This window comes from Pantoea sp. RG18 (assembly GCF_025910075.1).
Lineage (GTDB): Bacteria > Pseudomonadota > Gammaproteobacteria > Enterobacterales > Enterobacteriaceae > Pantoea > Pantoea agglomerans.
Map to the genome: position 1 here is coordinate 218,438 of NZ_JAPCIL010000020.1, position 20,566 is coordinate 239,003.

Below are 20,566 nucleotides of genomic sequence, written 5' to 3' on the forward strand. Positions count from 1 at the left end.
ATGAGTTCACAACCGCAAAAAAAACGTCTGACCACATCCGCCATGATCGCCTCGATCGCCGCTGAAGGCCAGCCCACGGTTTCAGCTCCTTTTGGACATGCCCTGGTCTCTCTGGCAGAGCAGCGCTCAGATGTGGTGGGGCTGACGGCTGATTTAAGTAAATACACCGATCTGCACCTGTTCGCAGAGGCTTTTCCGAAACGCTTTTATCAGATGGGCATGGCGGAACAGTTACTGATGAGCGCCGCAGCAGGTATGGCGCGTGAAGGCTTTATGCCTTTTGTCACCACTTATGCCGTCTTTGCTTCCCGCCGCGCTTATGATTTTATCTGCATGGCCATCGCCGAAGAGAATCTGAACGTTAAAATCGCCTGCGCACTGCCGGGCCTGACCACCGGTTATGGACCGAGTCATCAGGCGACTGATGACCTGGCAATCTTCCGTGGCATGCCGAACCTGACTATCATCGATCCCTGCGATGCACTGGAGATTAGCCAGGTGATACCGGCTATCGCTGAACATCAGGGTCCGGTCTATTTGCGCCTGCTGCGCGGTAAGGTTCCGCTGGTGCTGGATAAATATGACTATCGCTATCAGCACGGTAAGGCTCAGCGCCTGCGCGGCGGTAAGCATGCCGTTATTATCAGCAGCGGATTGATGACCATGCGGGCGCTTGAGGCCGCTGAAGCGCTGGAGAAGCAGGGGATTGAGGTCGGTGTGGTTCACTCACCCATGATTAAGCCTCTGGATGAAGAGACCATCCTGCGTGAGGCGGGAGTAGCACTGCATCATAACCAGCTGGTTATCACCGCTGAAAATCATTCGATAACCGGTGGCTTAGGCGAAGCTATTGCCGGCCTGTTAATGCGAAACCATGTGACACCGCGCTTTAAACAGATTGCTCTGCCGGATGCTTTCCTTGCAGCAGGCGCACTACCGACGCTACATGACCGTTATGGCATCTCAACGGATGCCATGGTTAAGCAAATAACCGCCTGGCTTGAAGCCTGATTCATATCAAAACCGGGCCTGGCCCGGTTTTCTTCTGCATAGGTTCGGTTCTGCCGTGGAAGATCATCATTGCATTACGTCACTTCACATCGGTCTGATTACTGATTGCAGTGGTCAGCACTCTCTGCGCATCAGCAACTACGCTGTATGCTGATAACAGCCACTGATAACCCGTTTCAATGCCATACAGACGTTATTTCTCGCAATTCACTGTAAACAGCAGTGCAGTGAGCCATCGCCTTTTATCAGGTAGGCCGATAGGGGCTCTTCGTCCGTAAGCTGCCGATTTCATCTGCTTTACCCAATACAGTGAATCTGATGCCATGCAACTACCTTTCCGTCATGAGCAGACTGTGACAATCTTTTCGCGCTGATCAGGTTTTAATGGAGTTCCCTGCCAAAGCTGCATCTTGTATCGCACCTCTTCAAAAAAAAATTTTATCGCGCAGAAAAAGTTATCCACTTTTTCTGTGGATAAGTGAGGGATAGTTTCTGAGTATCTTTTTTCACTCTCTGTTCAGGACTTTACTGCTCTCAAGATACGCCTCTTTTCTGATCTTATCCGTTCGCCCTCAGGCCTGAAACGAGGGAGCGTTTAACTGCAGGCATGGCGATTTCAGGCTGAAATTCTTGCATCTTTTATATTAAAAACAAACAGTTAATCACGAAATATCGCTGGCGGGCTAATGTTTGGAGAAAGGCCAGGCAGAGGGTTTAGCGGAGTGTGTGAAGCCGGTACGCTGTTAATGAGGTTCAGTGGGGGTTGATTGGTCACTAATGAACCAGCCCCGGAAAATCATTACTTGCAATATTCTGACCGTCGGATGCGCGCTGGCGGCCATGAAATTTATCAACGATAGCATCAGACGAAACCCGCTATCTCTGTTTATAGTGACCTGTGCGGTTTGGAAGCGGCTTCGGTATCTGGCGAAAGAGTTCAGCGAAGTGGCGATTTCATGCAGTTTTTCAGCAAGAGAAAATAAGGTAATTTATTATATTTCAATATCTTAAGCAGGAATTCACACTTAAAAATCTGGCGATTTCAGCCTGAAATTTGGGTGTCCACCATCTCTTTTAACGACGACTCGCTACAAAAATCGAAAAAAAAGCCAGCGTCTATCGCTGGCTGATTTGAGTGCAGATACGTTAACGGTTGAGATATTTTTTCAGGGTCTCCGCAATAACTTTATCCAGCTCTTCCTGCAACTCTTTCGACTGCCGGTTAAATTCATAACTGAACATCCGTCCGCGTACCTTTTTGCGGGCGAAGCGATCTTTATCCGCAAAAGACCAGAGCGCAGTCGCCTGAGTTTTATCTTTCTCCGGTTCTTTGATCAGAGTCTGGCTGCCCTGTCGAATCAGACGCAGGATATGATTTTTAAGCTCGTCCTCGGCCAGACCTTCACGGGCACAGACCACATCAATTTCCCTTGAAATGGATTTGATCAGAGCTTCAACGCTTTGCCCGGACTCACTCAACTTGTCAGCTGCCTGTAACAACGCTTTATAGTCGGGATAGGTCAGCTCGGCGTGATTAGGAAAAAGTGAAATCAAATCTGACGGAACGCTGGCGGCTTGCAGGGCACGCGTCACTTTAGCCTGGGACAAACCCTGATTTTCAGCAATCTCCTTCTGCGACAAACCGCCATCTTTAAGTGTTAACAGACGCATCCCCACTTCGCGCAGATTGTGTTCCCGTGCCGTCTGAATATCCTGCGCCAGTCGGCGGGCTTCATCAGCCGTGATGGCCGCGTCAGTGATCAGCACGTCCAGGCCGGTTTTGCAATAGAGCGCGGCTGCCCGACGACGTGAGCCATCCAGGATTTCGATGCGGTCATCGCGCATCACGCCGATAGCGGGAAAGAACTGCTGCAGCTTAATGGTCCGGATAATGTCGCGCAGCGAATCAGGTGTCAGGCCTGCCTGATCGCGACCGTTGGTTTCCATTGTGACAAACGTTTTGCTTTCAACGTCGCTGGCGGCAATGCGTTCAAAACGAAACAACGCGCGCTTGCCCGTTGCCAGAACGAATGTCTGGTTGTGCTGGCTGTCTGGCGTGTCATTTTCCAGTGGAGTCTGGCTGAAGGTTCTGCCAATCGTAATTCTTTTTGCGCTCATACAAACCTCAGTTCAGGCGAATAAATTCGATACGGTCGAAGACGGCTTTAGCAAAGTCTTCTGCGGCGGACCGTGCATTCTTCAACGCTTCGCTGCTGCCGACGTAGGTCGAAGGATTGGCGGAGATAACCGTATCAAAGGATTCGCCACAACGTTCGAAACCATCAAGGCGGGGAAGGGCAGCATCAAGCATGTCGCCACCAAAAATCTCTTTTGCCAGGCTATGACAGAGTTTGTGGTCTGCTTTATTGGAGAGCTTCGACATGAAGCCAATATTACCCTGCAGCCGACAGGTAGCGCCGGAGTCTTCGATAATCGCAATCAGTTCCGGAAGACGTGTCAGGTATTTTAGTGTCGAGTGAAAGTCTACCTGAGCCGGTGGCACCGGAGTCATCAGAAGATCTGACGCTGCAATCGCATTCTTCAGGAAGGCATCAAGATGCGGGCCGCTGTCGATAAAGATAAAGTCATAATCTTTTTTCAGTTTGGCAATAACGTTGTCATACAACACGGCGTGAACGTTCTGTTGCGGAAGATGCTCAGCACAAAGCTGATCCCAGCTTGAGGCGATAAAGGCGTCATCAATCGATGCTGGCAGCACATCCACACCCGGAATTATCGACGGAACGATAAACTCGTTGACCAGCTCATCTCGTGAGACATTCTGCAGCATTGCCTGCGCCGCAGTCGCTTCCACCAGCCCGACGGAGCGCTCATGGTTCAGGAACATGGTTGCTGAGGACTGCGGATCAAGGTCGATAACCAGGATGCGCAAATCTTCAAAAAGCAGATGGGGATGTGCACGTAGCGCATGTGCCAGCGAGACGGTAGAAACCGTTTTGGAGACACCGCCCTTCAGATTACCGACAAACAGGGTGTAAGCGTCACTATGGCGATCGCGATACTTCGGCACGCCACGATGATGATAGATATCGATAATATTCTGAATCGACATAGCATATTTAACGGAAGAACCGGCCGCGCGTTTATCAAATTGATAACCGCTCTCTTCCATCTCATTGACTGCGTAATCCACACTGGCTCGGGTCAGTTTGGGCAACTTTGCCAGCGCCGCTTTGGCATAGACCTGATAGTAGGTATTTTCATGCAGTTCCTGCTTTTGCGCCTGAATTTGCTCGGTGAGGCTTAGCAGCATGCGTTCTGAACGCTGCGCAACCTTCATCACCTGCTTGTCATCATTAGCCATAGTTGCTCCAAACATGTAGGATTTATGACTTTATACAGAAATCCTGCACGTGAGGCAATAAATTATCTTCTCAACATAATCTCCGTTTTTATGTAACCACACGGGTTTTGGTGAGCTTCATCACATTATTTCGTCTCGCCGAATATATTTTGCAGGTTAATTGCGGTAAGCATTCACTGTAATCAGCAGAACATTCACTGTAGTGAGCAAACAGGTTTAAAAAATCATCAGACAAACCGGGTACATTGAGCGGGAAAGGGGAGAACACAGAAGACGAACCTTGAGATCAAACGTTCACTGTAGTCAGTAAAGCTTGTGTCTCTTTCGGTGACGTTATGGAGCAGGCGAAAGAGCGATGGATACATTGATAAATGGATTTCAGGCAGTGACTGCAGGTTGCTGTGCTGATCTTTGCCACTGCATCACTTCAACATTCACTATAGTCAGTAGCGTTTTACGTGTTCAGCTCTGTGAAGAGCAACGTTCACTGTAATCAGTAGACTTGCCGATCAGGAGCCAGAAGAGGGAGCAGGGCAGAGTAAACGTTCACTGTAGTCAGTAAGGATGGGTTGAAAAATCCTCAGCGGATGATAAAAGCATCGGAATCTGGAGAGGGAATATACACCGGCAACGTCACAACCGACTCTGGTCTGCGATACAGAAGCGTAAAGCCCATAAACGTTCACTGTAATCAGTAAATCCAGAAAGCAGTAAACATTCACTATAGTCAGTAACATCACAAGCAGAAGAGGGATGAGAAGGAGAACAGCCACGCAAACATTCACTGTAGTCAGTAGTTAGCAGTAAGTAGACAGAGGCGATTCTGTTCTACATCAGGGCGTGCCGACAGGGTCGTAATATGAGTCAGCAGATAGCAGTAAGTAGACAGAGGCGATTCTGTTCTGCATCAGTGTGTGCCGACGTGGTCGTGAGTTATGAAGTGACCAGACCTTGCGAGCAACGGCTTCTTCTGTCGCCCTTCAGCCAGTCATGCACCAGCCCCGTATCGTATACATCAGCAATGCCGTCAGCAGGTTCACTTTAACGTTCACTGTAATCAGTAGAATGCACGATGCCTTCAGGTACACCGCAGCAAACATTCACTGTAATCAGCAGAACGTTCACTGTAATCAGTACAAGATTAGCATCTCGCCATGGCAGTTATGACTCGCTTCAGACCGGACATCTGGCAACAACGTTCACTGTAATCAGTAGCGATTCGGAAAGCCGTTTAAGAGATTCAATGGTGAGGCGAGGGTAGTGCCCATCGGCAAACATTCACTGTAATCAGTAACAGTGTCACGCTGCTCTCTCTGGTTACGTGTGTCATTCAGGTCATACGTATCATGTGAATCACGCTGAGCAGACCCCTCATGGTAAACCGCATCCAGCCCTGATTTGCTGGCCAGTCGTTAATGCTCTTTGAGAACAGGCCAGAGCAAAGGCATTCACTGTAGTCAGTAAAAAGGATTCACTGTAATCAGCAGAGAGGGGTTAGCCAACCGAAGTCAGGGCATTCACTGTAATCAGTAAACACGGTATAAGTGAGTGCTAACCAATATGAGAGTAAGTACTAACTTACTTGTTAAGCCTTATAAAATGGCACGCAGAAGGGAGAGGGGGGAAGAACACACTTTTGCCCGGCGGCCCGTATACTGATTACAGTGAACGTTACTGATCACAGTGAATCCCTGGGGAGTACTGATTACAGTGAATGAAGAGTGGATGGCGCAATGTCACCGGTAACGCAGAAAGTGACACTGCCACGCAGGAATACTGATTACAGTGAACATGAGGAGTTAATCATCAAACTCGATCTCATCCAGCGAATCGATGCTCTCCAGATTACTGATGCCATCAAGCTTAGGCGTACGGCTGTGGATAATAAAAAAGACTGAGCGGCCACGCTTCACTTCTGAGTAATCCAGATAACCGATCTCTTTCAGCTGCTCCATCGCGCGCCGCACGACATGGTTCTGCGTGGTGGTCTTAGAGCCGAGGTTCAGGCGCATACGCAGGCGTGCAAGCGAGATAGGCGCTGGATTGGTTGGCAGGCTTTCCAGGAAAGTGTAAAGCGCCTGCGCAGACTCTTTACGCTTCAGACGGGATATCGCACGGAGCTGAAGCAGGACCTTGTGGTCGAAGTTATAGAGTTCGAACAGCTTGGGGTCGGCCTGGATGCGCACAATATCTTTTTCGCGATCGTAATAAGCAGACTGAACAAGGTGGGTGTGATAGGCCTTGCCGTTGCCTTCAAAAGAGAGCGTATTGGTCGCGATACGGCGCAGAGAGGCATCAAGACGCTTGCGCAGGGCAGCTGAAGAGTTGGCAGAGGGAATGCCACACATCTTCACAAAATCGATAAACGGCAGCGTGACGGTATCGCCTTTGGTCGGATAGCGGGAAAAAGATTGAATAATACCCGCCCAGGTTTTGAAATCGTTATCCATATCCAGCCGCGCGCCGGTAATGGTAATCTTTTCGTAGCCTTCCGCTTTCACCAGCGTCAGATTCTTCAGCTCTTTCGTCGCATCCGTTGATGCCATAGCACCGGATTTACCGCGTGCAGTAGATTTCAGCGTCGGTACGAACAGCCCAAGACGCATTAAAGCGACAGGCTGAACGGTATTATTCTTGTTGGGATGAAGCTGAATAACTTCACCGCTGTTTTTTGTCACTGACAGAAAAGGTTCAAGTAACGCTTTGTTTTCGTTGTCTTTATCTGCCATGGCGTAAGATCTTCATTCTGTGGATGAAAGGGATCGTTTTCTGACTACAGTGAACATTAGCACTGTTTACAGTGAACATTCTACCTGGTACAGTGAATAAAGTACTGATTACAGTGAACACTTTACTGATTATAGTGAACGCGATCACCCTTTCAGCCCTTGTGGGGTGCGGCCTGCGACGATCGGGGATCTCTTAGGATCTCTATATGATCTATTAAGGATCGTTTATTAGGATCTGGTCACTGTATAAGTGGAAAACTTAAGGCGTAACATCATTTTCAGACGTGTTGACCACCAGCAAAAACTGGCCCGCAATCTGCCCACTGCCTGACCGACTAATCGGTCATAGCCGCATTCATTCTCAATCGATAAACAACTTCCTCACTATTATTCATTTTTCATCATCAACTACAGCGCGTATCGTCTCTCCATCACTGACAGAATGAGGAAAACGGCACCATGACTGAACATGCCTTATCACGTAACCCTACAACTGGTGAAATTCTGGCACGCTATCCTTTGCAGAACAGTGCAGAGCTGGAACAGACACTGACTGAAAGCGCATCTGCTTTTGCAGCATGGAAACAGAGCACCATGACGGACCGCATTCGCGTATTGCGTCAGCTTGGCGAACAGATCCGTCTGCGTGAGCAGGATCTTTCCCGCATGATCACCCTGGAGATGGGCAAACCCATAGCACAGGCACGCGCTGAAGTTCTGAAATGCGCTAACTTATGCGACTGGTATGCGGAACATGGCCCTGCAATGCTGGCCGATCAGCCTACGCAGATTGCCGATGCGTGGCAGCGATTCCGTCCCATCGGGGTGATCCTGGCTGTAATGCCATGGAATTTCCCCTTGTGGCAGGTTCTGCGGGGCGCAGTGAGTATGTTGCTGGCAGGCAACACCTATCTGCTCAAACACGCGCCTAACGTCATGGGAAGCGCCACACTGATGGCTGAGCTGTTCAGGGCAACTGATCTGCCTGCTGGCGGCTTTAACCTGATCAACGTTGACAACGATGGTGTCTCCGTAGCCATCAAAGATGACCGCATTGCCGCCGTTGCCGTTACCGGAAGTGTCCGGGCTGGCGCCGCGATCGCTGCACAGGCGGGCGCAGCACTTAAGAAAACCGTGCTGGAGCTGGGTGGATCCGATCCCTTTATCGTGCTGGCGGATGCCGATCTTGATGAAGCGGTTAAATCAGCCGTTATTGGACGTTTCCAGAATACCGGGCAGGTGTGTATGGCTGCCAAACGCTTTATTGTGGAAGCTCCGATCGCTGAAGAATTTGAAAAACGCTTCACTGCCGCGGTCCAGGCACTCACCATGGGCGATCCGCTGGATGAAAACACCTTCCTGGGCCCGATGGCACGCGCCGATCTGCGTGACGAACTGGATGGACAGGTAAAAGCCACGCTGCGTGAAGGTGCACGTCTGGTACTGGGCGGCGAGAAAGTGGCAGGGCAGGGTAACTACTACGCGCCGACCATCCTCGCTGATGTCACCAGCAACATGACCGCGTTCAGGCAGGAGCTGTTTGGCCCCGTAGCCGCTATTGCGGTCGCCAGGGATCCACAACATGCGCTGGAGATCGCCAACGACAGCGAATTTGGCCTCAGCGCCACCGTCTGGAGCGGTAATGAAGAGATTGCCGATCGTCTGGCGCTGCAGCTGGAAGTCGGTGCTGTGTTTATTAATGGCAACGGCGCGTCCGATCCGCGCGTTACCATCGGTGGTGTGAAGAAAAGCGGCTACGGCCGTGAGCTGTCGCACTTTGGTGTGCACGAATTCTGTAACGTGCAGACCGTGTGGAAGAATCGTCGCTAGTGTTTACTGTGCCGACGGAAGATAAGCGGGCGCTGTTTTAGCGACCGCACTGAGCGGACGCAGCAACCGATGCGGTGCAAACGCACTCAGCATTGGTGAGCCTGTGCCGCTCAGCATCTCCTCAGCCACCAGCCTGCCCAGCAATGGGGCAAGTGTCATGCCGCTATGGCTTACCATCAGATAAACGCGTGCTGACTCGCTGATGTAGCCTAATGCCGGCAAGCCATCTGCCGGACGCGACCGCTGTCCTGTTTCAATCCGCTCAATTCTCGCGCCTTCCGTGTTTTTAAACAGCCGCCGCAATCGACGCAGCATCTCTTTGCCAATCAGTCCATCCGGCGAGACCGGCCGCGCCGGATCGGCATGCTGATCCAGATCCAGCGCCTGCAGCATCAGACGGCCACCGCCATCCGGCCGCACATTCAGTTCCGGGGTAATCAGATTGCATTTAAGTGGGATCGGCAGAGGCTGGGTCTGCGCCAGAAAACTGCAGGCAACAGGATCGGCTCGATTCGCATCGGTCATCGCCAGTTCAAGCCCGCACTGGCTTATCAGTTCCGGTGCCCAGCGGCCGGTCGCCAGCACCAGCTGATCGCCGCGCCATTCATCCCCACTGGCCAGCGTAAGATGGACATCCTGCGCCGATTCAGTGAGCGTCGTCACTTCATTGTTGCAGACCAGCTGCCCGCCACTGGTACGCAGGTCTGCCAGCAGAGAGGCGATAAACAGGCTCGGATAAAGCAGACACTCCGACGGGAAAGACCAGGCGTGCTGAACGCGGGGATCAAGCCGCAACTCGGGCATTGCACCCAGAAGTGCGGCGCGGCTACGTTTCTCTACGGGGTAATCGAGCGTCGTAAGCTTTGCTGCGCGCTGCGCCAGCTGGCGCAGGGATGATTCATCGGCCGCCCACTCAAGCGTGCCGGTTTCCAGCAGCCATCGGGGTGATGCAGGATGGCTTGCCTGCCAGCGCTTGTGCTCGTCTATCGCATGGGCATTAAGATCATGGTAGCTGGTGGGTTCTTTGCCGTTGGCATTGACCCAGGCATAGCTGATCTGACTGGTTCCGCTGCCAGGATAGTTTTTATCGAAGACGGTGACCTGTGCGCCCCGTCGCGACAATGATTGCGCGACGGCTAAACCCAGCACGCCTGCACCGATTACGGCAATACGTTGTGGCATATCTGGTCTCTCCTGAACAGGGATTAGTGGAAAACTGCTACCCGCCGGTTCGTTTACTATTGCGAAGTCAAAGAAGTACGTCAACCGCAGCGTCAGGCGGTGGTTTCATCGAACCATGCGGGCACCGGATCGGCCAGGGTGATCCACTGTTCAGGCCCCGCAGCCATCTCCTGTGGTGTCAGCAGCGCATGATCCAGCGCGGCACGGACGCTCTTCTCGTCCATCTCAATGCCGATAAAGACCAGTTCCTGGCGCGCATCGCCGGTACCTTCCTGCCACTGTTCAGCGATAAAGTTGAGCGAATCTGCATCCTGTGGCCATTCAGTTCGCGGCACGCTGACCCACCAGCGCCCGGCATAACCCTGACGTGCCACCGCGCCCGCCTGCGACCACATTGCGGCATATTCCGGCCGACTGGCCAGCCAGAAGTAGCCTTTAGAGCGGATAACGCCGTCAAGCTGGTGGTTTACTGCATGCCAGAAACGCTGCGGATGGAACGGACGACGGGCGCGATAGACAAAGTTACGAATGCCATACTCCTCCGATTCCGGCTGATGCTCACCGCGCAGGGTCTGCAGCCAGCCGGGTGCCTGCGCTGCCCGGTCAAAATCAAACCGGCCGGTATTCAGCAGGCAGTCCAGCGGAACCTGCCCAAACTCACTGTTCACAATAAGCGCGTGCGGATTAAGCGCCTGCAGCATGCCCTTCAACTGGTGCAGCTGCGCCGGGCTGAGCAGGTCCGTTTTGTTCAGCACCAGCAAATCACAAAACTCAATCTGATCCACCAGCAGATCAACCACTGAGCGCTCATCCTGCGCGCCCAGCGATTCGCCACGTGACTGCAGATCATCGGCTGAACGATAATCGCGCAGGAAGTTAAAGCCATCGACCACGGTGATCATACTGTCCAGCCGGGCATAGGCTGACAGACTTTCACCCGCTTCATCTTCAAACGTAAAGGTTTCGGCAACCGGCAACGGTTCAGAAATGCCGGTAGACTCAATCACCAGGTGATCGAAACGCCCGGCCTGAGCCAGACGTTTTACCTCCAGCAGCAGATCTTCACGCAACGTGCAGCAGATGCAGCCGTTACTCATTTCGACCAGCTTTTCATCGGTGCGGGAGAGCTGCGCGCCGCCATCGCGCACCAGCGCAGCGTCAATATTAATTTCAGACATATCATTGACGATCACCGCGATCCGCCGTCCTTCGCGGTTGTTCAGAATATGATTAAGCAGGGTAGTTTTACCGGCACCGAGAAAGCCGGAGAGAACGGCAACCGGCAGACGAGGATCGTCGGATGTCAGAGCAGAGAGTGTCATGATGTTACCTGTAAGAATGGGATTATAGATACGTTATAACATAACATTAGTGAGTTTGTTTTCAATCCTGATTTGTGTTTTTGTTGTGGGTACCAATGAGCGTTTAAAAGGGAGTGGAAATGCAACAACTCACGCTTGTCCCGCGTCTGATGCCAGCCGTCAGGTCCGGAGAGAAAACCTCGACGATTCGCTGGCAGGAGGGAGATATCACCATGGGTCCGCTGAGACTGGTGAATCAGCACGATGAAACGGACGCGGTAATCGTGTGGGTGAAGCAGGTCGACACGCTGCGCTTAAGCGAAGTCGCCGCGACGCTGGGGAAACAGGAGGAATGGCCTGATGAGGTGCTGCTGGAAGGGATGCGCGAGCACTATCCGGAGATCAGGCTGAGCAGTGAGGTGCAGCTAATCACTCACCTCACGCCCGCAGAAACCCTGCAGAAGCTCACTAAACAGTGATCAGCTGTGCTCAATCACCAGCAGCGCCATCGTATCGGCTTCCAGCGCCCGAAAGATATGCAGCTCATCGCCCGGATAGGTAATGTAATCACCCACATCCAGCTCCACCGCACTGTCGACCGGGCCCACCAGCGCACGCCCTTTAGCGATAATAATATGCTCAATGGTATTGGGGATATGGGGCTGGGAAATGCGTTCGCTGCCGGGCTGAACTTCCAGCAGATAGATATCACGCCGAACGCCGGGCGGGCAGGAGGCCAGCAAAACGGCCTGATAATCGGCCAGATCGGCGGTAACCGTCAGGCCCTCTCCACGCCGAATCACCTGCAGACGACGCGCATCCGGCTCCAGCAGACGTGAAAATGGAATGTTCAGCGTTACGCAAAGCGACCACAGGGTTTCAATGCCCGGATTGCCATTACCCGCTTCCAGCTGTGACAGCGTAGATTTGGCGATCCCTGCGCGGCGCGCCACTTCAGCCAGTGAAAGACCGGCTCGCTGACGTTCACGTACTAAGGCATTGGCAATAATGCTGATAGGGGTATTCAAACGCACTCCTGATAACCTGAATGTTTTTTATATCGAACATAACGTTCATCTTGTAAAACGTTTTCGCAGTGTTCATTATATCGGATTATATGTTCATTATGAGACAGAGTGATGCTTTTTCCGCAAATGCAGTTGCTGGACAAAGGGGTGATCAAAGCGATTTTTCTGGTCTGCCTGGCTGATGGAATTGTTGGTTTATCCTATGGCTCGCTGGCGTCGGCCGACGGGTTTCCGCTCTGGGTGCCGCTGGCGCTCTCAACGCTGGTGCTGGCGGGGGCGTCGGAGTTCCTGTTTATCGGCATTGTGGCCGGTGGCGGCAGTCCATTTACCGCCGCCGCAGCGGGCCTGCTGGTAAACGCACGTCATTTGCCGTTTGGCATCGCGGTCAAGGATCTGGTGGGGCAGGGTCCGTCAGGCTGGCTGGGCTGTCACATCATGAACGATGAAAGTGTGGTGTTTGGGATCTCTCAGCCGCAACTGGCGCAGCGCCGCAGTGCTTACTGGCTGTGCGGTATCGGTATCGGCTTGATATGGCCGGTCAGCGTCATGATCGGGGCAGCAATCGGGCAGTTTATTCCTGATGTCTCGGTGATCGGACTGGATGCGGTGTTTCCGGCGATCCTGATTGCTCTGATCTTCCCGGCGCTGCGCCAGCGACGCACCCGGATCCCCGCGACCGTCGGCGCGCTGCTCTCCTTGCTGGCGACGCCACTGGTTCCGGCGGGCATGCCGGTGCTGTTTTCACTGCTGGGCCTGCTGACATGGAGATCGCGCAAATGACACATCAGGGAATGATTATCGCCGGGATTGCCCTGCTGGCTGCCGGAACCTATCTGATGCGGTTTGCAGGCGTCAGGCTGGGAAACCGTCTTCCGATAAGCGAGCGCACCCAGCAGATGCTCTCCGACGCCGCCACGATATTGCTGCTGGCGGTAGCGGCCACCACCACGCTGTTTGAAGGCCAGCATTTTGCCGGTGTGGCACGGGTGGCGGGCGTGGGCTTTGCCCTGTTGCTGGCGTGGCGTCGTGCGCCGCTGATTATGATTATTCTGGGGGCGGCGGCGATGACGGCGCTGTTGCGTTTTCTCGGCGTGCCCTGAGGATGTCATTAACCCCGGCAAAAGCGGGGATGTTATCGCGGTGAAAATTTGTCAGGATGGCACTCTCTCAGGCGTGATTAGCCCGATAACCTTGCAGGGATTGCTGAATGAACACTATCCGTACCTGTTTCCTCCTGATGCTGCTGACCGTGATGACAGCCGGTTTAACCGCCGTTCCGGCCATTGCCCGACCCGATATGCGTCCGCTGGGCAAGAACATCGCCGACACAGGTTCCGCCTGGTATCGCTTCCAGAGTAAAAAGTTTGTCTCACAGGATGGGGAACGGCACTATCGGGTGTGGCTTGCTATCCCCAAAAGCGATGCGCCGCCAGGCGGCTATCCGGTGCTCTGGCTACTGGATGGCAATGCGGCGATGGCACATTTGACAGAACCTCTGCTTAAAAAGCTGAGCAGCGGCACGCCGCCAGTGCTGGTCGCGGTGGGTTACGACACCCATTTGCCCTTTGATGTGGTGGCGCGTAATTACGACTACACCCCACCCAATGATGCGCCTGATACTCTGGTCACTCAGCCTCATGGCCGCAAAGGCGGAGGCAGCCATCAGTTTCGTCAGCTGCTGCTGAACACAATTGTCCCGTGGGCAGAACGCCTTGCGCCCAGTAATCCGCAGCGGCGTGCGCTCTGGGGTCACTCCTACGGCGGACTGTTCGTGCTGGATACCTTCTTTCATGCCGCCTGGTTCAGCCATTACTTTTCGGCCGCTCCCTCGCTGAGCTGGAATCATCAGCGCATTCTTACCCTGGCCCGACGCGCCGACGCCGGACCGCTAAAACATTTGTCGCTCTATCTGATGGAGGGCGATGGCATCACCGAACGCCGAACCGGCCACTCTGACGATCTTCAGCAGGAAGAGCGTGCACTTACCGACATCCTGCGCCCGAGCGGTGCCAGACTGATTCTGACGCGTTATCCCGGTCAGAGTCACGGCCAGATATTACCCTCATCGCTGGTGGATACGCTGGAAATAGTTTCCGGTAGCCGGGATTGATATCTGACCGGGCATCGCGGCATGATGGCGTTTCATCACAAGCCCGGAGTTCACGCATGAATCGTCCGCTACAGATTGGTCTTTTGCTGTTCCCTGATGTCACTCAGCTCGACTTAACCGGCCCGTGGGAGGTATTTGCGCGCACGCCTGGTGTCGAATGGCATCTCATCTGGAAAGATCTTCAGCCGGTGCGTTCCGATCGCGGCCTGTCGATATTGCCGACCACTACGTTTGCAGATTGTCCGCCACTGGATGTGATCTGTGTGCCTGGCGGGCCGGGACAGATCGCCCTGATGTCGGATGACGTCACGCTGAATTTCCTTCGTCAGCAGGCCGAACAGGCGAAGTGGGTTACGTCGGTCTGTACCGGTTCGCTGGTGCTGGGGGCCGCCGGACTGCTAAAGGGATATCGTGCGACCTCGCACTGGAGTTCCATCGATCAGCTGGCACTGCTGGGCGCGGAGCCGGTCAGTCAGCGGGTGGTGCGCGACCGCAATCGTATCAGCGGCGCAGGCGTGACCTCTGGTATCGATTTTGCCCTGACGCTGGTGGCAGAAATTGCGGGTGACGCGGTGGCGAAATCGGTTCAGCTGCAGATGGAATATGATCCTGAACCGCCGTTTACCAGCGGTTCGCCGCATACCGCATCGCCACAGGAAGTGGAGCAGGCGCGGGCGAAAATGGCTGAGTTTCTTGCCACTCGTCGTGCGGCAACCGAACGAGCCGCCCTGCGACTACAGGCTGATTAGCTTACTGACGCCGGGGATGCGCAACAGCAGCAGTGACAGCGCCATTGAGAAGATTAACGTCAGGGCGATGACCAGCAGTTTATCGCCCAGCGTCTGGATGCGGATTGCCGTCGCCAGCAGGCCAAAAATCAGATAGTGCAGGATATAGACGCCGGTCATGGTCTTCCCAAGGGTCGTCAGAAACGGCGTCAGCCACTGGACTTTTTCCGGCAGGCGAATGGTGTTAATGCTGATCACAATCAGCACCACCAGCAGATAAACCTGCGAGCCCGTCAGCACCACATCGTTATGGGTCGCCAGAAAGCGCGCAAGAAAGTAATGACGCTCATACAGCCAGGTAAAGAGATAAACCGCGGGCAGCAGCAGCAGGCTGATCTTTATCACTCTGGGTGATGTCAGCAACTGCATCACGCGCGGCGCGGCCATCAGCCGACCCGTGAGGTAGTAGAGCACCCAGGTCCAGATTCGGTATTGCGGCAGCAGAGATAAGGCCCGCTGGTCCGGGTAGAGGCTGGCGAGCAGGTCATAGGCAAAAGCTAACACCAGCAGCAGTAAAATCCCCGATGCCATCAGCCCAGGCCGCTGAATGAGTCGGTCAATCAGCGGATGCGACACGTAAATCACAATCAGCGCAATTACAAACCACGGCTGAATCAGATAGCCCTTATGATGCATCCCGGCAAACCAGAAAAAGCTGAACCAGAAGATAAAAATCAGCAGAATGCGGCGAATTTTGCCGAGCTGCCACGCGGGTGTATGCAGCTCACCGGCATCAATATAACCGCTGAGCAGAAAATAGAGCGGCGTGGCGATCGTCGAAACAAAACTTAGCACGTTCAGCGTCAGATTAATGTCGTAATGGTAGCTGTCGTAGCTCTGGTAAAGCGTGAAAAACGAGACGGCGGTGATACAGGCCAGCGTCTTCAGCATTGCCAGTCCGCTCTTATTCACCGTGCGCCTCCCGACCATGGAAGCAACGATAGATGACCGGCAGCACCAGCAGGGTCAATACTGTCGCGAACCCGAGGCCAAAAATAATGACCACCGCCATGCTCTGGAAAAAGACGTCGCGCAGCAGCGGCAGCAGGCCAAGCACCGTGGTGAAGGCGGTCAGCAGAATAGGACGCAGACGTGAGGTCGCCGCATCAATAATCGCCAGCTGCAGCGATTTCTCCTGCCGGAACAGCCTGATCTCCTCAATCAGCACGATCCCGTTACGGATCAGCATGCCCGACAGGCTCAGCAGCCCAATCAGCGCCATAAAGCCAAACGGAATACCGGTGAACAAAAAGCCACAGGTGACGCCAATCAGCGCCAGCGGCACGGTAATCCAGATAGCGACGGCGTCGCGCAGCGAGTTAAACATCAGCACGGTAATGATGAACATCGCCAGGAATCCCACCGGCAGCGAACTCAGCAGCCCGCTTTGCGCTTCACGTGAACTCTCCAGCTCACCTCCCCATTCAAGCCGGTAGCCCGCCGGGAGTTTAAGCTGATCGATCTGTGGCTGAACCCGCGCTACCACCTGTGAGGAGGTTAACCCTGAAGCGGGATCGGGATCGGTCTGCACCGTCAGTACGCGCGTACGATCGCGACGCATAATCAGCGGATTCTCCCACTCCAGCCGGAAGTCGGAAATCACATTGCTCAGGGGCACAAAGTGCTGCAGGGCGGCACTCCACAGCTGAATATTCTCGATGTGATCGACACTCTGACGCTCTTCATCAGCCGGATAGAGCATCACCGGCATCAGCCGCGAACCGTCACGGAAAATGCCCACCGCGTCACCGCTGAAATTCATTCTCAGCGCCTGATCGATGTCACGTTTATCGATACCCAGTTCCTGACCACGCAGCGCCGAATAGGCCGGGCGGATCACTTTGCTGCGCTCCTGCCAGTCGTTGCGCACCGGGAACGTTGAGCCATCCGCCAGGAAAATGGCATCCAGCTGGCTGCCGATGTGGCGCAGTACTTCGGGATCGGGGCCGATCACCCGCAGGGCAATGGCGCTGTCACTGGCGCTGCCAAACTGGATACGTTTGATGCGCTGATTCACCTGCGGGAAGTTCTGCTCAATATACGCCTCGGTTTTCAGCGCCAGCGCATCTAACTGTCGGCCATCCTTAACCCGCACCATAATCTGGGCGAAGTTGCTGTACTGCCGTGCCGCGTCATAGGTCAGGGTAAAGCGCAGAGCGCCCTGGCCCACCGTCGTGACCGTGGCTGCGACCTCAGGATCCTGATTAATGAACCGGGCAATATCCGCCGCCGTATTCGCGGTGTAATGAATATCGGTGCCATAGGGCAGCCAGAGATCGGTGAAAAAGACCGGCGTGCTGGAGGAGGGGAAAAAGTTCTGCTTCACGAGTGTAAAGCCATACAGCGACAGAGCCAGCAGTGCCACCATTACCGTCAGCGTGGTCAGGCGGAAACGCAGCAGGCCGCCCAGCGCCTGACGATAGAGCCGGAATACGATGCCCTGATAAGGCGTGGAGGGTTCGGTTTGCTCAGGCTGAGCGGTGCTGCGGCGCTTCTCACTCCAGTTGATAAACACCGGCGTTAAGGTCAGCGCCGTGACCCAGCTCAGCATCAGTGAAATCAGCAGCACCTGAAACAGCGATTTACAATATTCGCCGGTCGAATCCTGCGACAGGCCAATCGGCGCAAAGGCGAGAATTGCAATCACCGTGGCACCCAGCAGCGGCAGGGCAGTGCGCCGCACCATGCGGGTAATGGCCTGCTGTAAAGGGTGCCCGCGCTGATGATCGATTTTGACCCCTTCGACCACCACAATGGCATTGTCCACCAGCATACTGAGCGAAATAATCAGCGCGCCCAGCGACACCCGCTGCAGCTCAAGTTTAAACAGGTACATGATCAGGAGTGTGCCAAGCACGTTAAGCGCCAGCGAGGCGGCAATCACCATGCCGCTGCGCAGGCCCATAAACAGCAGCAGCGTTCCCACCACAATCGCCAGCGCCATCAGGAAATTGAGGATAAAGCCATCAACCGACTGTTTCACCTCATGCGCCTGGTTATAGAACACCTTCAGACTGATACCGGCGGGCGTATCCTGCTGGTAGTGCGCCATTCGGGCGGAAAGCGCGTCGCCAACATCAATCACATTGACACCGGGCGCGAACGAAATGCCGATAGCTAGAGCCGCTTCACCGTCTGCAAAGTAGATATTGGCGGGATTGTCGGTAACGCCACGCGTCAGGGTGGCGATATCGCGCAGATGCACGTTCTGTGGGTTGCCAGCGGGCAGAATCGGCAGATTAGCCAGATCGTCCAGCGTCTGCAGTTCGCCGGTGGGATGAAAACGGATCGATTCGCTGTCGACCCTCAGCGTTCCGGCACTGGCAACGCTGTTATTCCGGCTCAGCAGATCGGCGACGCGCTGCGGCGTCATACCATAGGCGGTCATTTTGCTGGCGGAGAGAGCGATGCGGATCTCCTCCTGCTCGACGCCCGCTACCGCAACTTTAGCCACACCCGGCACCAGCACCAGATCGCGCCGCAGCTGATCGGCATAGTTGCGCAGTTCGCTGTTGGTAAAGTCTTTACCATGAATGACGAAGAAGTAGCCGTAAACATCGCCGAAATCATCGTTAACCAGCGGGGCCTGAACGCCAGGCGGGAACTGCCGGGCCGCATCGCCGACCCGACGACGTAACTCATCCCAGATTTGCGGCAGCTGATCGGCCAGATAGCGGGTATGAATATTAACGGTAATCTGCGACAGGCCATTGCCAGAAATGGACGTGACATTGTCCAGCGACGGCAGGCGCTGCAGCGCATTCTCCAGCGGCAGCGTTACCTCCTCTTCAACCTGCTGTGCGGACGCGCCGGGATAGTGGGTGACAATAACCGCCGACTTAATGGTAAACAGCGGATCTTCGAGGCGGCCAATGTTGAGCAGCGCATAGATGCCGCCCACGCCCAGCAGCAGAATGACCATCCAGATGCGAATGGGTTTATCAAGAAAATGCTCCTGAATACGCATTATAAACCCCGCTCGCGCTGCCAGATGCGCACCGCTTCACCGTCACGCAACTCACCCACACCGGCGGCAACGATACGGTCGCCCGGCTTCAGCCCGCTGATGATTTCTATGCCCTGGGCGGTGAGACGGCCAACTTCGACAGGTCGATCTTTGATGCGCAGCGCCTCACCATGCTGCTCAACCAGCCAGACGTGCGGTTGATTGGTGGGGCTGCGATCGGGATTGAACACCGCCGCCGCAGGCACGACCAGACGCGGCTGGGCAGGGGCATTTGGCAGGTTATGCAGCCTGACGCGCACCGATCCGCTGAGGCCGGCAACGCCAGGGAGATCAGCCGGACGCGGCATGGTCAGCACCACCTGATAGGTCAGCGTGGCGGCATCCGTCTGGCTGGTATGCTCTTTATATTGTGCGGTGAAAAAGCGGCCTGGCAGGGCGTTCAACTGCACCTCAGGCTGATAGTCAATATTCTGGATATCGAGGCTGGTGAAGAGGGTTTCGGGCAGCGTAAAGATGACGTCGAGCAGATCGGCACGGGTCAGCAGCGCAATGGGCTGTCCGGCGGCCACGACCTGATGATTACGCGCCTGTACCCTTGCAATCACGCCATCAAACGGCGCGCGAAGGCTAAGAAACTGTAACTCCTCCTGTGCGATTTTCAGCGCAGTCGCGGCGGCATCGCGATTAGCACGCTGCACATCCATTTCAGACTTTGAAACGGCGCTGCGCTGGGCCAGCGTATTGAAGCGCTGAAATTGTCGCTCCGCCAGTTGCAGTGCAGTCTGGCGGTCGCGTACCCGTAGTTTCGCATCTGCATCATTCAGGGTAGCGAGAAGCTGTCCCGCTTTCACGGGCGTTCCGTCACGAATATCAAGCTGTACCAGCTGGCCTGCCCGTTTAAACGCAAGATCGGTATTATCACCCGCCTGAATACGCGCAGGAAATACCCGGATATTTTGAGCGATGTCCGACTCAAGGGTGAAAACTTTAATTACGCGGGGCGGGGGAGCATCCGGTTCTTTTTTTTCATCGCACGCTGTCATAAAAAAACAACAGAGCAAAATGAGGATAACCTTGCGTTTAATCATTTTCTTCGCCTTAACATCAGCTTTTAAACTGCGGTTTGATAAGCATTAAGGCGTAATAAACCCTGATGCTTATCGCGACCGGGATAAACTTATTTTTAATCTTCGTCATATAAGTTTAACGAAGCGGCAGGGCCGCTTCGCCTGAATCGGATTACGCCGCCATCTGAGAGACCACCAGCCAGGTCAGTAAGCCCACCAGAGTCGTTG

16 protein-coding genes are annotated in these 20,566 nt (G+C 54.3%); 7 read left to right on the forward strand and 9 right to left on the reverse strand.

Annotation, left to right across the window (positions count from 1 at the left end):
* The gene (locus tag OK409_RS21245; protein ID WP_022624574.1) at positions 1-1,011 is read left to right on the forward strand and encodes a transketolase family protein; all 1,011 of its coding nucleotides are present in this window, start codon (positions 1-3) and stop codon (positions 1,009-1,011) included.
* Positions 1,012-2,157: 1,146 nt separating this feature from the next.
* Here OK409_RS21245 and OK409_RS21250 read toward each other — a convergent pair.
* From OK409_RS21250 to OK409_RS21260, 3 genes are all read right to left on the reverse strand, one after another.
* On the reverse strand, positions 2,158-3,129 hold the full coding sequence (locus tag OK409_RS21250; protein WP_010246824.1) for a ParB family protein: 972 nt from the start codon (positions 3,127-3,129) through the stop codon (positions 2,158-2,160).
* 7 nt (positions 3,130-3,136) lie between these two features.
* Positions 3,137-4,336: an AAA family ATPase gene (locus OK409_RS21255; protein WP_010246822.1), complete on the reverse strand. Its 1,200-nt coding sequence runs from the start codon at positions 4,334-4,336 to the stop codon at positions 3,137-3,139.
* A gap of 1,799 nt (positions 4,337-6,135) precedes the next feature.
* Positions 6,136-7,065, reverse strand: a complete 930-nt coding sequence (locus OK409_RS21260; RefSeq protein ID WP_010246820.1) for a RepB family plasmid replication initiator protein — start codon at positions 7,063-7,065, stop codon at positions 6,136-6,138.
* A gap of 459 nt (positions 7,066-7,524) precedes the next feature.
* Here OK409_RS21260 and OK409_RS21265 point away from each other — a divergent pair, with 459 nt between their 5' ends.
* Positions 7,525-8,895, forward strand: a complete 1,371-nt coding sequence (locus OK409_RS21265; protein WP_264367489.1) for an aldehyde dehydrogenase family protein — start codon at positions 7,525-7,527, stop codon at positions 8,893-8,895.
* A gap of 3 nt (positions 8,896-8,898) precedes the next feature.
* On the opposite strand, the gene OK409_RS21270 is transcribed toward OK409_RS21265, so the two are convergent.
* Both OK409_RS21270 and zigA read right to left on the reverse strand, forming a co-directional pair.
* Positions 8,899-10,077, reverse strand: coding sequence for an NAD(P)/FAD-dependent oxidoreductase (locus OK409_RS21270; RefSeq protein WP_163852185.1), 1,179 nt, complete (start codon positions 10,075-10,077; stop codon positions 8,899-8,901).
* A gap of 92 nt (positions 10,078-10,169) precedes the next feature.
* Positions 10,170-11,399: a zinc metallochaperone GTPase ZigA gene (zigA, locus tag OK409_RS21275; protein ID WP_010246814.1), complete on the reverse strand. Its 1,230-nt coding sequence runs from the start codon at positions 11,397-11,399 to the stop codon at positions 10,170-10,172.
* Between the two features lie 119 nt (positions 11,400-11,518).
* On the opposite strand from zigA, the gene OK409_RS21280 reads away from it, so the two are divergent.
* Positions 11,519-11,857, forward strand: a complete 339-nt coding sequence (locus tag OK409_RS21280) for an ASCH domain-containing protein (protein ID WP_111534292.1) — start codon at positions 11,519-11,521, stop codon at positions 11,855-11,857.
* Here OK409_RS21280 and OK409_RS21285 read toward each other — a convergent pair whose 3' ends face one another.
* Positions 11,858-12,406: a helix-turn-helix domain-containing protein gene (locus tag OK409_RS21285; RefSeq protein WP_010246810.1), complete on the reverse strand. Its 549-nt coding sequence runs from the start codon at positions 12,404-12,406 to the stop codon at positions 11,858-11,860.
* Positions 12,407-12,517: 111 nt separating this feature from the next.
* Here OK409_RS21285 and OK409_RS21290 point away from each other — a divergent pair, with 111 nt between their 5' ends.
* The 4 genes from OK409_RS21290 to OK409_RS21305 all read left to right on the forward strand — a co-directional run bounded on the left by OK409_RS21290 (position 12,518) and on the right by OK409_RS21305 (position 15,265).
* Positions 12,518-13,186, forward strand: a complete 669-nt coding sequence (locus tag OK409_RS21290) for an AzlC family ABC transporter permease (protein ID WP_010246808.1) — start codon at positions 12,518-12,520, stop codon at positions 13,184-13,186.
* Entirely contained in the window at positions 13,183-13,506 is a 324-nt protein-coding gene (locus OK409_RS21295) for an AzlD domain-containing protein (protein WP_010246806.1), read from the forward strand. Before OK409_RS21290 ends, OK409_RS21295 begins: the two co-directional genes overlap by 4 nt.
* Positions 13,507-13,613: 107 nt before the next feature.
* On the forward strand, positions 13,614-14,516 hold the full coding sequence (locus tag OK409_RS21300) for an alpha/beta hydrolase (protein ID WP_022624580.1): 903 nt from the start codon (positions 13,614-13,616) through the stop codon (positions 14,514-14,516).
* Positions 14,517-14,572: 56 nt separating this feature from the next.
* A complete protein-coding gene (locus OK409_RS21305; RefSeq protein ID WP_264367490.1) occupies positions 14,573-15,265 on the forward strand; it encodes a DJ-1/PfpI family protein in 693 nt (230 codons plus the stop codon).
* Here OK409_RS21305 and OK409_RS21310 read toward each other — a convergent pair.
* The 3 genes from OK409_RS21310 to OK409_RS21320 are packed head-to-tail and all read right to left on the reverse strand — an operon-like array spanning position 15,251 to position 20,359.
* The gene (locus OK409_RS21310; RefSeq protein ID WP_264367491.1) at positions 15,251-16,216 is read right to left on the reverse strand and encodes an acyltransferase family protein; all 966 of its coding nucleotides are present in this window, start codon (positions 16,214-16,216) and stop codon (positions 15,251-15,253) included. The two genes, OK409_RS21305 and OK409_RS21310, sit on opposite strands and share 15 nt — an antisense overlap.
* Positions 16,209-19,271, reverse strand: coding sequence for an efflux RND transporter permease subunit (locus OK409_RS21315; RefSeq protein ID WP_264367492.1), 3,063 nt, complete (start codon positions 19,269-19,271; stop codon positions 16,209-16,211). Before OK409_RS21315 ends, OK409_RS21310 begins: the two co-directional genes overlap by 8 nt.
* Entirely contained in the window at positions 19,271-20,359 is a 1,089-nt protein-coding gene (locus OK409_RS21320; RefSeq protein WP_264367493.1) for an efflux RND transporter periplasmic adaptor subunit, read from the reverse strand. Before OK409_RS21320 ends, OK409_RS21315 begins: the two co-directional genes overlap by 1 nt.
* Positions 20,360-20,566 lie beyond the last annotated feature (207 nt).